Source organism: Halomonas sp. E19, from assembly GCF_052439355.1.
Classification (GTDB): Bacteria; Pseudomonadota; Gammaproteobacteria; order Pseudomonadales; family Halomonadaceae; genus Halomonas.
Genome location: NZ_JBNFWU010000001.1, coordinates 1,305,487 through 1,320,149, shown reverse-complemented (window position 1 = coordinate 1,320,149; position 14,663 = coordinate 1,305,487). Strand labels below are relative to the sequence as shown.

Here is a 14,663-nt window from a genome sequence, read left to right as displayed (position 1 = left end):
CGCAGCTCCTCGCGAGCACGGCGGCAAGGCGTGTCAGCTCTTGGCTTCCTGAGCTTCTTCCGCCTCGGCGTTTTCATCCTGCTCGTCCTGGTCCGCCTGTTGCTGAGCCGCCGCCAGCACCTGCTGGTAGGTCATCTCAACATCCTTGACGCTTGCCTGTGCCAGCAGCTGGTCCACCGCCTTTTCTTCGAGGATAGCCGATTTCACCTGCGTCTTGAGCTGGTTGTTGCTCATGTAGTACTCGACGACCTGCTCGGGCTCCTGGTACTGCTCGGCAAGCTCCTCGACCTTGGCGCGAACATCATCGTCGCTGGCATCGAGGTTGTTGGCCTTGATCACCTCGGCCAGCAGCAGGCCAACCTGAACGCGGCTCTTGGCTTGCTCGGAGAACAGCTCATTGGGCAGCTGGGAAACGTCAAAATCCTCGCCGAGACCGAACTGCTGGGCCGCCTGACGCTTGAGGGCGTCGGTTTCCTGCTGCACCAGAGACTGCGGGACCGGTACGTCATTGGCTTTCTTCAGCGCTTCGAGCACCTGCTGCTTGAGACGGTTGTCTACCGCCTGCTTGGCCTCGCGCGCCATGTTCTTCTTCACTTCGGCACGGAATTTATCGACATCACCGCCTTCCACTCCGAAGCGCTGGATAAATGCCTCATCGAGCTCAGGCAAGGCGCGGCCCTTGACCTCATGCACCTTGACCTGGAAGGTGGCTTCCTGGCCGGCAAGGTGCTGGGCCTGGTAGTCCTCGGGGAAGGTCACTTTGAGCTCGCGCTCCTCACCCGCCTTGGCGCCAACCAGCTGATCCTCGAAGCCGGGAATAAAGTTGCCAGAGCCCAACACCAGGTCGTGCCCTTCAGCACTACCGCCTTCGAAAGGCTCATCGCCAAGGAAACCCTTGAAGTCGATCTTGACTTGATCGCCATCTTCCGCGGCACGCTCGACCACTTCCCAGCTGGCGTTCTGCTTGCGCAGCGTCTCGATCATCTCATCGAGATCGGCGTCAGAGATATCCACCACGGGACGCTCGACTTCGGTACCCTCGATCGAAGCGAGCTCGATCTCCGGATAGACCTCAAGCGAAGCGACGAACTCGAGATCCTTGCCCGACTCATTGACGGTCGGCTCGATGCTGGGGAAGCCGGCAGGATTCAGGTTTTCCTCGCTGATGGCACGCACATAGCGCTCACGCATCAGTTCGCCCACGACTTCATTGCGCACGTCCTGGCCGTAACGCTGGCGCACCACCGTCATGGGCACCCGACCCTTGCGAAAGCCATTCAGGCGAACGTTTTTCGCGGTGTCCTTGAGGCGGGCCTCGACGGCTTCGTCGACCTCTGCAGCCGGCACCTGAAACGTGACGCGGCGTGCAATCTGGGAGGTCGTTTCGACGGAAACTTGCATGAATTGTCCTCTGGGGGCGTTCGGTTGAAAGCGTGTAAGGTCAAAGGAGAGATTTTAAGAATCCCACCCTGCGCTGGCAAGCATTCCCCTGTAGATGGGGGCATTGCGCCGCTTTGCAAGGCGCCTTAGCAATGAGAAAACGGAAATTTAAGGGAAAATGACAGGAAGAAACGAAGCACAGCAAAGCGCACGAACTCGCCATGCCCGCAAACGGAAAGAACCCACCCGGCAGGCCGAGTAGAGTCGTTACGGAATAACGATGGAGAAAAAATATAACCATGAAGGGTGCAATGGGGTGGATGATGGGGATCGAACCCACGACCACCGGAGCCACAATCCGGGGCTCTACCACTGAGCTACATCCACCATTGCAAGTGCCTGCGTCGATGTGGGGTGGATGATGGGGATCGAACCCACGACCACCGGAGCCACAATCCGGGGCTCTACCACTGAGCTACATCCACCATATCGACAACAGCTTCTACCACTACGCCTTTAACAACCACAGCGCTTCTACAACCACAGCCACCAAGAACTGCCCAACGCTTCGGAACACCTGCAGGCATCTCAGCACGCAAGCTGGCACGCCCAGCAGGACTCGAACCTGCAACCTACGGCTTAGAAGGCCGTTGCTCTATCCGGTTGAGCTATGGGCGCATTCTACTTTTTACGCCGCCCAACCGCAACCCGTTTCGCTTTTTTCACCAAGCCAAACAAAAGGTTGTGGTCGGGGTGGAGGGATTCGAACCCCCGACATCCTGCTCCCAAAGCAGGCGCGCTACCAGACTGCGCTACACCCCGCCGACCTTGCGCGGCCTCGATGCGCCTCACTGGCCTCATCGAGCGCTGCGTATTCTACGCAAGATTCAGCGAGGGTCAATAGCTGCCTGACTCCACGAGGCTTTTGCGCTTTGCCTTGCGACCCCAACATGCGAAAATTGGAGGCTCGATGTCGCCAACCGGCCATCCGGCCACTCAGCATTCATCCACGGGGGAGAGACGATGACCGCCCAACTCATCGACGGCAAGGGCATTGCCGCTCAGGTCCGACAGCAGGTCGCACGCCAGATCGAGGCGCGCCGGGCCGAGGGCAAGCGCATACCTGGCCTGGCCGTCGTCATTGTGGGCGAGGACCCCGCCTCCCATGTCTACGTCAGCAACAAGCATCGCGCCTGCGAGCAGGCAGGCATCCTCTCCTTCCGCCATGAGCTACCCAGCGACACCTCCCAGCAGGCGCTTGAGTCCCTGATCGACACACTTAACGCTGACTCGCGCATCGACGGCATCCTGCTGCAACTGCCGCTGCCTGCCCACCTAGATGCTCGTCCTCTTCTCGAACGCATCGTGCCACACAAGGACGTAGACGGATTCCACCCCTACAACCTGGGGCGCCTGGCTCAGCGCCTGCCGGTGCTGCGCCCCTGCACGCCCAAGGGCATTATGACCCTACTGCAGGCTAGTGATCTCAAGGTTCGCGGCCTGGATGCCACAGTGGTAGGCGCCTCGAACATCGTTGGGCGCCCCATGGCACTCGAACTGATGCTGGCTGGCTGCACGACTACCGTCTGCCACCGCTTCACACGCAACCTCGAGGAGCACGTGCGCCGCGCCGAACTATTGGTGGTTGCGGTCGGCAAGCCCGGCCTGGTGAAGGGAGAGTGGGTGCGCGAGGGCGCGATCGTCATCGACGTCGGCATCAATCGCGAAGAGGATGGCCGCCTGGTGGGCGACGTGGAGTTCTCGCCAGCGGCCGAACGTGCCGCCTGGATCACCCCGGTACCGGGAGGCGTGGGCCCGATGACGGTAGCGTCGCTGCTAGAAAATACGCTCTTCGCCGCGGAGCGCCATGATGCCATGCAGCAGGGCAACACGCCCATTTGACCCCCACCCTGACACAGCCGGCCGGACCCGCTAGAATTCGTGCCTCTTGTTGAAGGCTCGCCCAGCCAACCGCCCAGCCTCATTGATGAAAGCCCAGCGCGGCGTCGGCAGCCCATTGGAGAAATCTAGACAGATGAAACGCATTGGCATCATTGGCGCCATGGCCCAGGAGGTGGAGCATCTCGCTTCTCTGCTGGAAGAACGCCGCACCCGTACCCATGTCGGCTGCACCTTCCACCATGGGCGGCTACACGGCGTGGATGTCATTATCCTGCAGTCCGGAATCGGCAAGGTTAACGCTGCCATCGGCACCACGCTGCTACTGGACGTCTATCAGCCCGAAGCCATCATCAATACCGGCTCTGCCGGCGGCTTCGGTGAAGATCTTGCCATCGGCGACGTGGTGATCTCCAGCGAGGTTCGCCATCACGACGTCGATGCCGTTGCCTTCGGCTATGAGCATGGCCAGGTGCCCAACATGCCTGCGGCCTACCTGCCCGACCCGCGACTCGTCACCGTAGCGCGTGAAAGCGTCGAGGCACTTGGTGAAGTCAAGGTGGTCGAAGGCCTGATCGCGACCGGGGATGTGTTCATGGCTTGCCCGGAACTCGTTGCCAAGACACGCAGCCGCTTCCCGACCATGCTGGCAGCGGAGATGGAAGCCGCGGCGATCGCCCAGACATGCCATCTCTATGGCTGTCCATTCGTGATTATCCGCGCCCTTTCCGATATCCCAGGGGTGGCGACAACCATCTGACCTTCGAGCAATTCCTGGAAACGGCGGCCGCTCACTCGGCGCGCATGGTCGAAACCATGGTTACCCGCCTGGGACAGACAGAATGGCATAGCGCTCCCCAGCCCGAAGTCATCGCCGACTAAACTCCGCCTGATGCAACGGCCGCCGTCAGGCGGCCGCTGGCACACCTACCCGCCAGGATCAACCGCGCAGGCGCCAGCCCAGCGTCTCGCCTGCCTGCAGCGGCACGATCACCTGTCCATCCGCATAAGGCAACGACTCCGGCATCTGCCACGCCTCGCGCACCAGGGTGATGCGATCCCGATTGCGCGGCAGACCGTAGAAGTCCGGGCCGTAATGGCTCGCAAAGCCCTCCAGCTTGTCCAGCGCCCCTGCCTGTTCGAACGCCGTGGCATAAAACTCGATGGCTGCCGGAGCCGTGTAGGCGCCGGCGCAGCCGCAGGCAGACTCCTTGTCTCCCTTGGCATGCGGTGCACTGTCGGTGCCGAGGAAGAACTTGCCGCTGCCCGAGGTGGCCGCTGCCAGCAACGCCTCGCGATGCCGCTCGCGCTTGAGAATCGGCAGGCAATAGTAGTGAGGCCGAATCCCGCCCGCGAGCATGTGGTTACGGTTGAACAGCAGGTGATGCGCGGTAATGGTGGCCGCCACGTTGGCCGGCGCCTCGGCAACGAAGGTGGCCGCTTCAGTGGTGGTGATATGCTCGAACACCACCTTGAGGTCTGGATGCCGCTCGAGCAGAGGTTTCATGATGCGCTCGATAAAGACCGCTTCCCGGTCGAAGATATCGATATGGGCATCGGTGACCTCGCCATGTACCAACAGCGGCATACCCAGGCGAGCCATGGCGGCGATGGCTCCATCGCAGTGGGCAAGGTCGGTAACGCCAGAGTCTGAGTTGGTCGTGGCCCCAGCCGGGTAGAGTTTGACGGCATGCACATACCCACTGGCAACCGCTCGCTCAATCTCGTCGGCCGGCGTGCGATCGGTCAGGTAGAGCGTCATCAGCGGCTCGAACGCAGACCCCACCGGGCGCGCGGCCAGGATTCGCTCGCGGTAGGCCAGCGCCTGCTCGGTCGAGGTAACAGGCGGACGCAGGTTCGGCATGATGATAGCGCGCCCCATCTGCCGTGCGGTGGCAGGTACCACCGCCTGCAAGGCTTCTCCGTCGCGCAGGTGAAGATGCCAGTCATCGGGGCGGGTCAGGGTGATTTCGTTCACGGCGTATCCTGTCGTTCAGCATGAAGGGGACGAAGGCGCAGTATACCGGATGCCCGCACCTTGACCCGCGCCAACGGCAGCATTGCCGGAAGATTTCCCGTATCATCGGGTCCGTTTCAACCGTACGAGAGAAACCTATGCCCAGGGTCCGCCACTATGCAGATATCGTCGCCGTTCTGGCCGGCCTGCTCTGGATCCTGCTGTTCTGGTCGATCAGCGTCTCGGCGCGCCTGGACAGCATCGAGCCCACCCTGGCGGCACTGCTCGCCCTGGGCACCATGGTCATGGTGAGCTTTGCCCACCGCCCCTTTCGTGTCCTGTTGAGCCGCTTTCACGTACGCAAACGCCGCACGGAAATGTGGATGCACATCCTCGCCCTGCCTATTACCCTGGCACTGCTCATCGGGATTGTGATCGAGACGCTGCTGACCCCGCTGAACGGCGAGCAGAAGATGCTGCTGTTCAATGTGCTGGCCACCGCAGGATGGATCGTCTATGTGATGACACTGGTGATCAAGTTCATTCACCACCAGCTGCGCCGGCGGAGCTGATCCACCGGCGCATGCGCACGCTCAGCAATCAGAAACGGTCCGCACGGAAGGGCTGCATATCGACCGCGGTGGGTTCGCCTTCCAACATTTCGGCCACCAGGCGACCGGTCACGGGCCCCAGCGTAAACCCCTGATGCGCATGACCGAAGGCCAGCCATAGCCCTGGGTGACGCGGGGCCGGCCCGATAACCGGTTTCATGTCGGGCAGGCAGGGGCGCGCGCCCTTCCAGGGTATCTCTTCGAGGCGCTCGCCAAGGGCAGGATAAAGCGCTCTGGCGACACGCTCGGCCGCCGCCAACTGGCCATAGGCGGGCGGTGCATCCAGCGCCGCCAGCTCGGCGCCGGTGGTTAGGCGAATACCCGCCCGCATGGGAGCCAGGATATAGCCCACCTCGGCATCGAGCAGCCAATGTTGAAGGTGGCGTTCCGGTGCGGCGCCATAGTGCATATGGTAGCCGCGCTTGACGAAGGTAGGCAGACGATACCCGAGCGACTCGAGCCAGCCCCCGACCATGGGCCCAGCGCCACTACCACATCCTGCGCCTCATGAGCCCCGCTTTCGCACAGAACTCGCCAGCCCTGGCCGTTGCGCTCGACACCTTTCACCTCGGACTGCACGAAGCGCCCCCCTCGGCCTCGAACTGCCTGGCATAGGCGGCCACCAGAGCGCCTGGGTCGGACACGCTCCAGGCATTGGTCCAGTGGATGGCGCCGATCGCGGCCTGGCCGAGCTGAGGCTCACGCTGATGCAGCTCGGCCGCATTCAAGGCCTCATAGGTAACGCCGAAACGCTCGGCGGCTTCTTGTGCCTCGCGCAGGCGCTCATCCAGCTCGCCACGGGTACGATAGATTTCAAGCCAGCCATCGTCGCGCACCAGATCGCCGGCACCGGCCGCCTCGATCATGGGGGCATGCTCCTGGGTGGAGAGGGCGATGAGCGAGGCGTACTCAGGGATGATGCGAGCATGCTGTCGCGGTGCGGAATGGCGCCAATAATCGAACAGCGGGCCTGCGTAGCGCAGCATTCCGGAAAGTTGGTAGCGAATATCGACACGGCGATTGAGCAGCGACGAGAGCAGCTTGACGAGTTTACGAGGAAAGGGATAGGGCCGTACCGCTTCGCGCTGGATGAGACCCCCATTGCCATAGGAAGTCTCCTGGCCAGGCGGGCGGCGATCCATCAACTGCACCGCATGGCCGCGGCGGGCCAGATGCCAGGCAATGGAAACGCCGACCATGCCGGCTCCCAGGACGATGGTTTCGCGGGACATGCCACTCCTCCAGTTGCACCGCGCTTCGGCCCCGTGCCGAAAGCAGGCGCCTAGTCTATCAGCGCTCTCCGCTCGGCGCTGATAGTTTCCCTACCGGAAGGAGGCCGCTGCTAGTTACTGCGACGCCTGGCCCGGCGACCCGCCCAACTGCTCCTGCACCTGCAGCTTGGTGCGAATGAAGTCGGAGTGGCTGACATGCAGCAGATCGGCCAGGCGTCGGATCCGGTGCTCTTCAAGCGAGTTATGGCCGCTATCGGCATTGGCGAGCTGCCACATCATCCTGACCAGCTCACAGCGCTGGTTATAGGCGTAGTGCTGCTTGATGAGGCTGACGAACTGGTAATGATCGACGGAAGTCTCCACCTCCTCCCTGGCCATCTCCATCAGCGCATCCACATCCTCCTCGCCGAGAGAAAGTGGCGCTGCAGCAGCTTTCGCAGAGCAGCGATCTGAATGTCATCGGTATGATAATCGGCGCGCATCACTTCGCACAGCAAGGCGGCCGTGGCCAGCTCGAGCGTCGGCGCCGGGTCAGATGACGCCTCCGGTTCTGCCAGGACCTGCTGGAAGAAGCGCTGGATACTATCAAGCATAGCAAGCTCCCTACGGTTTCTTGGCTTGAGACCCACGACGCTCCGCAGCGTTCCGGGCCATAGCGTTGCGCCAATCGCTTTGGCCAAAAGAGATGACTGCGCGGGGCAACAAGGCATCGCGCAGCATGACGTACTGCAAGAGGTCTGCAATCGCTCGTGGAAATCGTATACTTGCTAATGACTTGATACTGCCTTAGCCGCCTCCAGATGGCGTGCCGGCATGATACCGCCTAAGAAGGACACCCCATGCAAGTATCCCTAGAGGCGCTGGCCACCATCGTTGGTCGCGGCAATGTGATCAGCGGCGCAGATGTCGCCCAGCGGCGAGTGGACTGGATGACTGGCGCACCCTGCCGGGCCGGCGCGATCGTAAGACCTGCCGATACCCAGGAGCTGGCCTCCATCATGCGGCTTTGCCATGCTCACGCCCAGCCAGTGGTTACCCACGGTGGGCTTACCGGCCTGGTGCATGGCGGCGAAGTAGGACCCGATGAACTGGCCATCTCGCTGGAGCGCATGACAGCCATCGAAGCCATAGATCCTGTGGGCGCCACCATGACGGTACAGGCCGGAATCCCCCTGCAACGTGTGCAGGAAGCGGCCGAGGCCGAGGGGTTTGTGTTTCCGTTGGATCTCGGCGCGCGCGGCTCCTGCACCATCGGCGGCAATATCGCTACCAACGCGGGCGGTGTCAGAGTGATTCGTTACGGCATGATGCGCCAGCAAGTGCTGGGGCTCGAGGTGGTGCTGGCCGATGGCAGCGTGGTGAGTTCGATGAACCACATGCTCAAGAACAATGCCGGCTACGATCTCAAGCAGCTCTTCATCGGCAGTGAGGGCACCTTGGGCATCGTCAGTCGTGCCGTGCTGCGCCTGCAGCCCCGAATGGCCAGCGAGCGTACTGCGCTGGTAGCCTGCCCCGATTTTGAAGGTGTCACCGGGCTTCTTCGTCACATGGGACGGGAACTCGGCGGCAGCCTGGGCACCTTCGAGGTGATGTGGCGCAATCACTACGCGCTGCTGACCGAAGAGAGCGGCCGCAACACCCCGCCACTGCCTGCCAACTGGCCCTACTACGCCATCATCGAGTCGCTGGGCGGCGACGATGAAGAGAACGCCGCCCGCTTTGGCGCCGCGCTGGAGTCGGCGCTGGAGGCGGGCCTGATCGAGGATGCGGTGCTCGCCCAGTCCGACACCCAGCGCCAGGGCATCTGGGCGATCCGCGAGGACATCGAAGGGTTGATCCAGCAACTCCAGCCGATGTTCACCTTCGACGTCAGCCTGCCCATCTCCGATATGCAGCGCTACGTGGCCGCACTGGAAGAGGGGCTAGCCGCCCAGTGGCCCCATGGCCGGCTGGTAGTATTCGGCCACTTGGGTGACGGCAACCTGCATGTTTCGGTCAGTATCGGCAGCGGCGAGCCCGCAGCCCGTCGTGCGGTAGAACAGTTGGTCTATGCACCACTGGGCGAGTTAGGCGGTTCGGTATCCGCCGAGCACGGTATCGGCCTGGAAAAGCGCGATTACCTGCAGCTGTCGCGCAGCGCCGAGGAGCTCGCCCTGATGCGTACGCTCAAGCACGCCCTCGATCCGCTCGGCTTGCTCAATCGAGACAAGGTTTTCGCATTGCAGAACTGAACAGGCCAGGCACCAAGACCTCGCACCAGCACAGCCGCACGACTGCCCCCGGCAAGAGGCTTGACATAGAATCAGGGGCCGATGCCAGGTATCCAGGAGAACTCGATGATCCGCATCCGCCCCTATCAGCCAGGCGACTGGCCCGCCATGTGGGATTTCATCGCCCCGGTGCTGCACGCCGGCGACACCTACGCCGTGCCGCACCAGATCGGTGAAACCGATGCCTTCCGCATGTGGGTGGAGCTGCCCCGGGCCGTGCGCGTGGCCGTAGACTCGGCCGGCAACCTGATTGGCACCTACTATCTCAAGCCCAACCAGCCCGGGCCTGGCGACCACGTCTGCAACTGCGGCTACCTGGTGGCCGAAAAGGCGCGCGGCCAGGGCATCGCCGGCAAGCTGTGCGAAGACTCCCTGCGCTTGGCCCGCGAGCTGGGATTCACCGCCATGCAGTTCAACATGGTGGTCTCCACCAACACGGTAGCGATCCGGCAGTGGCAGAAGTACGGCTTCGAGATCGTCGGCACCCTTCCCTGCGCCTTCCGCCACCCACAGCAGGGGTTGGTCGATGGGCATGTCATGTACCGCCTGCTTTAGCCTTGGTCGAGTCCTGTTCGCACCTTCTGAGCAAGGCGATTGACCCTGCCGGGTCGGCTGGGGCATGCTCCACAACGGTTTGACCCAAAAAGGAAATTAGAAAAATGAAATCCTTCTCACGTTGCACGCTGGCACTTGGCGTCTCTTTCGCCTTCATCGCTACCGCCCAGGCGTCGGACTTCGCTGACATGGACCCGGTCACCCTGCGCCTGGCCCATGTGGTAAACGAACAGGACGGCTTCCATATCGCCGCGGTGAAGTTCCAGGAACTGGTCGCCGAGCGCACCGAAGGCGCGGTTTCGATCGACATCTATCCCAATGCCTCGCTGGGTGACGAGCGCACCCTGCTCGAAGGCATGCAGATCGGCACCGTGGACATGGGCGTGATCACCAACGGGCCGGTCGCCAACTTTATCGAAGAGATGGCGGTGTTCGAACTGCCGTTCCTGTTCCCCTCGCCGGAATCCGCCTATGCCGTGCTCGACGGCGAGATCGGCCAGGAGCTACTCGACAAGCTCGCCGATGTCAATCTCAAGGGCTTGGCCTATGCCGAGCGCGGGTTTCGCAACCTGACTAACAGCGAGCGGCCCGTGCGTACGCCGGATGACCTCGACGGGCTGCGTATTCGCGTGATGGAAAACCCGGTCTATACCGACACCTTCCGTACCCTGGGCGCCAATGCCATCCCGATGGCCTGGACCGAAGCGTTGACCGCCATGCAGCAGGGCACCATCGACGGCCAGGAAAACCCGGTGAACGTCATCCATTCGTTCAAGCTCCACGAGACCCAGAGCCACATGACCCTGTCGCGGCACACCTATGCCCCGGCCCTCTTTGTTATGGGCATGCCGGCCTGGAACCGCCTTCCTGAAGCCGCTCAGGACGTACTGACACAGGCTGCGCAGGAAGCCGCGGAGCACGAGCGCCGGGTCAATGCCGAGATGGAAGCCAGCCAGCTCGAGGCGCTGCGTGCCGCCGGCATGGAGATCGTCGACGACCCGGACCTGGAGGCCTTCCAGGAGGCGGTGGCTCCGGTGTACGAGAAGTACGGCGCCCGCTTTGGCGACTACCTGACTCGTATCCAGGAGGCGCTGCAATAAGTGAGCGCTCTGCTGCACGCCCTCACCGGGCTCCTGCAGCGCATCGAACGCGCTCTCGACGCCGTCATCCAGCCCATCGTGTTTATGGGCATGGCGGCGTTGATCGGCGTGATCACGCTGCAGATCGTCTCGCGAGTCTTCTTCACCGCGGTGGGCTGGACCGAGGAAGTGGCGCGGTTCCTGCTGATCTGGGTCACTTTCCTAGGAGCGACTCTAGCCTTCCAGCGTGGGCGACATATCGCAGTGACCTTCGTCGTCGACGCGTTGCCCAATCGCCTCGCTCAGTTGGCTCGCATCGCAGCGGTCCTGGTGGCACTCGGCTTCATGCTCGCTCTCATGGTCATCGGCTATCGCTACATGCAGATACAGAGCTTCCAGCGCTCCGCCTCGCTGCGTCTCTCCATGACGTATATCTATGCCGTGATTCCCCTCTCGGCGGCCATCATGGCCTGGTATGCGCTGGTCGATATCGTCGAACTGATCGCCAAGGGGCCGCGCGCCGTTGAGACCGGAAGCGGCAACGCCGAGGAGCCACCGGCATGACGGGCCTGCTTTTCCTGCTGTTTTTCGCCTTCATGCTGCTAGGTGTGCCGGTCGCCCTAGCCATTGGTGCAAGCACACTGCTGGCTCTCAACGCCCAAGGCGTGCCGTTGATGGTCGTTACCCAGCAGATGTTCCAGGGATCAACTCCTTTGCACTGGTCGCCGTTCCAATGTTCATCCTGGCCGGCGACCTGATGGCCCAGGGCAAGGTAAGTGAAAAGCTGGTCGACTTCGCCGATGCCCTGTTCGGCTTTTTGAAAGGCGGGCTTTCCATTGTCTCGGTCGGGGCCGGCATGTTTTTTGCGGCCATCTCGGGTTCGGGTGCCGCCACCACCGCTGCGGTGGGGTCCAGCCTGGTGCCAGAACTCAAGCGAAAGGGCTACGATCCAGCGTCGGCAGCCAGCCTGATCGCTGCCAGTGGCACTATCGGCGTGGTCATTCCTCCTTCCGTACCGATGATTATTTACGCGGTGGTTGCCCAGCAATCGGTATCGAAGCTGTTCCTGAACGGCATCCTGCCTGGGGTTCTGATGGGCATTGGGCTTGGCACCATCGCCATTATCCAGGCCTACCGGCGCAATTACCCGCGCGGAACGACACTATCCCTGGCCACGATATGGCGCACCTTCAAGAGCGCCTGCTGGGGCTTGATGACGCCGGTTATCATCCTCGGCGGCATTTTTTCCGGGATCTTCACGCCGAGCGAGGCCGCCGTGGTGGCCGTCAACTATGCTCTTCTGGTATCGCTGTTCGTCTATCGCGACCTCACCTTCAGCGAGGTCTATCGCATACTGATCCGCTCGGCGATCACGACATCGGTCATCATGCTTGTCATCGCCACCTCTGCCGTGTTGAGCTGGACCCTCTCGAGCTGGCAGGTACCGGGTGCCATCGCCCAGGCAGTGCTTTCGCTGTCTACCAACCCTTACGTGATCATGCTGCTTATCGTCGCGGTGATCCTGCTCACCGGCGTGTTCATCGAAACCGCCAGTGCCCTGATCATCCTGACCCCTGTCCTGCTGCCACTGGTGTTGCAGCTGGGCATCGATCCGATTCATTTCGGCATCATTATCGTGATGGGTCTAGCCCGGATGTTGCACCGGGTCAGTCAGAAGTCCCCAGATGCCAGGCTCGGTGGGGATAAAAGGGATCTGGGGTGGAGTTTGGCTGCTTTTTGATCAAGTTCCTGTGCTCAGGGCGCACCTCCCCCACCCCCATGTCTTTTCTGTGCCGGGGACAGCACGCCGCGACGCTATCCCGGCACCAGCTTGCTGGCCAACATCAGGAAGAGGTCCTGCTCCGGATACTGGCTGTTCAACATCAGCCGAATGGTCCGTGTGTTGCGAGTGATGACGGCGCCGATCTTCAGCAGCTTCAGGCGGATGGTGTTGACCTGGGCTTGGGCGAAGGCGGTGCGCTTAAGGTAAATCCGACGCAGCCGCTCCAGGAGCAGGTAGGCCAGCCCCGAGAGCAGCAGTCGGTACTGATTGGACCACCATTGGTGGCAGCTGGTGCGGTCTGAGAACAGGAGCTGCTGCTCCTTGATGCGGTTCTCCATCTCGCCTCGGGCGCAGTAGCGGTGGTCGTAGAGCCACTCTGCGCTGCAGCCGCGCAGGTTGGTCACCACGTAGCGGGTGTTGAAGCCACGCCAACTGGTCTCGGATTTGACGACCACCTTTCGTCGGCGCTTCTTCCAGCTCTTGGCGGCGTACTCGATGAAGCCGAAGACTCGCTGCTTCTCACGGGTCTTCTCGAAGCGGATAGCTGACTCGTAGTCGATATCCAGGGCTAGCTTGGCCAGCCGCGGGTTGCCGGCGAGGCCGACGATGTAGTCGACACCGTGGCGCTCGCACCAACTGAGGATCAGCGGGCGGCAGAAGCCGCTGTCGCCGCGGAATACGACCTTTACCTCAGGCCACGCCTGGCGCAGCCGCCGAACCAGCAGGGCAAGAATGGCGCCGGCGTGGTGGGCGGCATCTCGGTAGGCCGGGCGAAGGTAGCTGACCAGCAGCTGATCGCCACAGAACACGAACAGCGGCAGAAAGATGTAGTGGTTGTAGTAGCCGTTGAAGTGCCGCCCGAGCTGCTGGCCGTGCACCCGGTCGTCGGTGGCATCGAAGTCGAGGTAGAGCGGCTTCTTGGGTGGCCGCCGGAACGAGCGGATGAACTGCTCGATCATTTCCTCGTGGATGGTGACCGCCCAGTCCCGATCGGCTTGCTGCTCGAAGCGACACAGCGTGGACTGGCTGGCCAGCACGCCGTCGGTATCGACGGCGGTCTGCAGGGCGATGTCGTGACGCAGCGCCTGGTGGTCGTTGAGATCCTCGTAGCCCAGCGCCAGGCCAAACACGCGCTGCCGAACCAGGGTTTCGGTGCGATGCAGGCAGCGTTGAGGATCGCGGTCATCACTCAGCCGGCGAGCGATAGCGCGGGTCAGGCCCATCTCGCGGTCGAGCTGCCGCAGCAGCAGGATGCCACCGTCAGAGGTGACCTCGCCGCCATCGAAGCTGGCGGTGATCTGACGGCCTTTGCAGCGTGGAAAGGTGGCGGTGGGCGTGGTACATTTTGTCATGGCGGCTGTGTCGGCTAATTCTTGGTTAGGCTCTTGAATTATAACCGATTTTCAGCCGCTTTTTCATGCCTGGTGCAATATTCGGGCTAGCGATCGGCATGATCACCCCGCCGGTGGCGATCAATCTCTATGTGGCATCCTCGGTAACCCAACTGCCACTGGAGCGCATCACGCGCGCCATAGTTCCGTACTTGCTGGGGCTGATCGGCGTGCTGCTGCTGGTAGTTTACGTGCCGATTCTGCTCGGCCTGTCAGGGCATTAAGTCGCACTTGACGCCCAGCCAGCCTGGCCTCAGGCTGGCCAAACCATCGCTGCCTCGCTAAGGAATCCTTCGTGCACCACTCGATTCGAGCCGCCTTCATGCTCGCCGGCCTGTCACTCCTCCTGACCGCCTGTACCACCTATACCTACGACGACGGCAGCCGCAAGACCCTATGGGGTATTCCAGCGGAAGAGGAAACTCGCCGCTACGAAGACGACCACCAGGCAGATGGCGTACGCTACCGCGTACCCGGACAGATCGAAGAATAACGCGGCCGTTGCC

At 62.2% G+C, this 14,663-nt stretch carries 15 protein-coding genes, 4 tRNA genes and 2 pseudogenes; 11 read left to right on the top strand and 10 right to left on the bottom strand.

The window, feature by feature from the left end; translation table 11 throughout:
- Positions 1–33: 33 nt before the first annotated feature.
- The 5 genes from tig to ACUDAL_RS07075 all read right to left on the bottom strand — a co-directional run bounded on the left by tig (position 34) and on the right by ACUDAL_RS07075 (position 2,202).
- Positions 34–1,401, bottom strand: coding sequence for a trigger factor (tig, locus tag ACUDAL_RS07095; RefSeq protein ID WP_444677640.1), 1,368 nt, complete (start codon positions 1,399–1,401; stop codon positions 34–36).
- Positions 1,402–1,692: 291 nt separating this feature from the next.
- A tRNA-His gene (locus tag ACUDAL_RS07090) sits at positions 1,693–1,767 on the bottom strand.
- Between the two features lie 23 nt (positions 1,768–1,790).
- A tRNA-His gene (locus ACUDAL_RS07085) sits at positions 1,791–1,865 on the bottom strand.
- 116 nt (positions 1,866–1,981) lie between these two features.
- A tRNA-Arg gene (locus tag ACUDAL_RS07080) sits at positions 1,982–2,058 on the bottom strand.
- A gap of 67 nt (positions 2,059–2,125) precedes the next feature.
- Positions 2,126–2,202 (bottom strand) — tRNA-Pro (locus ACUDAL_RS07075).
- A 201-nt stretch (positions 2,203–2,403) separates the two neighbouring features.
- Between ACUDAL_RS07075 and folD the strand changes: the two genes are divergently transcribed.
- Both folD and mtnN read left to right on the top strand, forming a co-directional pair.
- Positions 2,404–3,282, top strand: coding sequence for a bifunctional methylenetetrahydrofolate dehydrogenase/methenyltetrahydrofolate cyclohydrolase FolD (folD, locus tag ACUDAL_RS07070; RefSeq protein WP_444677639.1), 879 nt, complete (start codon positions 2,404–2,406; stop codon positions 3,280–3,282).
- Positions 3,283–3,415: 133 nt separating this feature from the next.
- Positions 3,416–4,161 (top strand): annotated as a pseudogene (gene mtnN / locus ACUDAL_RS07065) (5'-methylthioadenosine/S-adenosylhomocysteine nucleosidase).
- 58 nt (positions 4,162–4,219) lie between these two features.
- Here mtnN and pyrC read toward each other — a convergent pair.
- Positions 4,220–5,257 carry a dihydroorotase gene (pyrC, locus tag ACUDAL_RS07060; protein WP_444677638.1) on the bottom strand — a complete coding sequence of 346 codons (1,038 nt, stop codon included), beginning with the start codon at positions 5,255–5,257 and terminating at the stop codon, positions 4,220–4,222.
- Between the two features lie 137 nt (positions 5,258–5,394).
- On the opposite strand from pyrC, the gene ACUDAL_RS07055 reads away from it, so the two are divergent.
- The gene (locus ACUDAL_RS07055; protein WP_444677637.1) at positions 5,395–5,808 is read left to right on the top strand and encodes a hypothetical protein; all 414 of its coding nucleotides are present in this window, start codon (positions 5,395–5,397) and stop codon (positions 5,806–5,808) included.
- A 28-nt stretch (positions 5,809–5,836) separates the two neighbouring features.
- Here ACUDAL_RS07055 and ACUDAL_RS07050 read toward each other — a convergent pair.
- The 3 genes and pseudogenes from ACUDAL_RS07050 to ACUDAL_RS07040 form a co-directional block, all read right to left on the bottom strand.
- A pseudogene (locus ACUDAL_RS07050) lies at positions 5,837–7,079 on the bottom strand (NAD(P)/FAD-dependent oxidoreductase).
- A gap of 114 nt (positions 7,080–7,193) precedes the next feature.
- Entirely contained in the window at positions 7,194–7,475 is a 282-nt protein-coding gene (locus ACUDAL_RS07045) for a tellurite resistance TerB family protein (RefSeq protein ID WP_444677636.1), read from the bottom strand.
- The gene (locus tag ACUDAL_RS07040) at positions 7,463–7,672 is read right to left on the bottom strand and encodes a tellurite resistance TerB family protein (protein ID WP_444677635.1); all 210 of its coding nucleotides are present in this window, start codon (positions 7,670–7,672) and stop codon (positions 7,463–7,465) included. The genes ACUDAL_RS07045 and ACUDAL_RS07040 overlap by 13 nt, the downstream gene beginning before the upstream one ends.
- A gap of 246 nt (positions 7,673–7,918) precedes the next feature.
- Here ACUDAL_RS07040 and ACUDAL_RS07035 point away from each other — a divergent pair, with 246 nt between their 5' ends.
- The 6 genes from ACUDAL_RS07035 to ACUDAL_RS07010 all read left to right on the top strand — a co-directional run bounded on the left by ACUDAL_RS07035 (position 7,919) and on the right by ACUDAL_RS07010 (position 12,724).
- Positions 7,919–9,310, top strand: a complete 1,392-nt coding sequence (locus ACUDAL_RS07035) for an FAD-binding oxidoreductase (protein WP_444677634.1) — start codon at positions 7,919–7,921, stop codon at positions 9,308–9,310.
- Between the two features lie 105 nt (positions 9,311–9,415).
- Complete coding sequence (locus ACUDAL_RS07030; protein WP_444677633.1) at positions 9,416–9,904, top strand: GNAT family N-acetyltransferase; 489 nt, start codon at positions 9,416–9,418, stop codon at positions 9,902–9,904.
- A 104-nt stretch (positions 9,905–10,008) separates the two neighbouring features.
- Positions 10,009–11,004 (top strand): TRAP transporter substrate-binding protein, encoded by a 996-nt coding sequence (locus tag ACUDAL_RS07025; protein WP_444677632.1) that lies wholly within the window; start codon positions 10,009–10,011, stop codon positions 11,002–11,004.
- Complete coding sequence (locus ACUDAL_RS07020) at positions 11,005–11,547, top strand: TRAP transporter small permease (protein ID WP_444677631.1); 543 nt, start codon at positions 11,005–11,007, stop codon at positions 11,545–11,547. It abuts the gene before it with no gap.
- Entirely contained in the window at positions 11,544–11,741 is a 198-nt protein-coding gene (locus ACUDAL_RS07015; protein WP_444677630.1) for a hypothetical protein, read from the top strand. The genes ACUDAL_RS07020 and ACUDAL_RS07015 overlap by 4 nt, the downstream gene beginning before the upstream one ends.
- Positions 11,717–12,724 carry a TRAP transporter large permease gene (locus tag ACUDAL_RS07010; protein WP_444677629.1) on the top strand — a complete coding sequence of 336 codons (1,008 nt, stop codon included), beginning with the start codon at positions 11,717–11,719 and terminating at the stop codon, positions 12,722–12,724. Before ACUDAL_RS07015 ends, ACUDAL_RS07010 begins: the two co-directional genes overlap by 25 nt.
- 74 nt (positions 12,725–12,798) lie before the next feature.
- On the opposite strand, the gene ACUDAL_RS07005 is transcribed toward ACUDAL_RS07010, so the two are convergent.
- On the bottom strand, positions 12,799–14,118 hold the full coding sequence (locus tag ACUDAL_RS07005; protein ID WP_444677628.1) for an IS1380 family transposase: 1,320 nt from the start codon (positions 14,116–14,118) through the stop codon (positions 12,799–12,801).
- 65 nt (positions 14,119–14,183) lie between these two features.
- Between ACUDAL_RS07005 and ACUDAL_RS07000 the strand changes: the two genes are divergently transcribed.
- Together ACUDAL_RS07000 and ACUDAL_RS06995 are read left to right on the top strand one after the other, a co-directional pair.
- Positions 14,184–14,381: a TRAP transporter large permease subunit gene (locus tag ACUDAL_RS07000; protein WP_444677627.1), complete on the top strand. Its 198-nt coding sequence runs from the start codon at positions 14,184–14,186 to the stop codon at positions 14,379–14,381.
- A gap of 71 nt (positions 14,382–14,452) precedes the next feature.
- On the top strand, positions 14,453–14,650 hold the full coding sequence (locus ACUDAL_RS06995) for a hypothetical protein (protein ID WP_444677626.1): 198 nt from the start codon (positions 14,453–14,455) through the stop codon (positions 14,648–14,650).
- Positions 14,651–14,663: the final 13 nt, after the last annotated feature.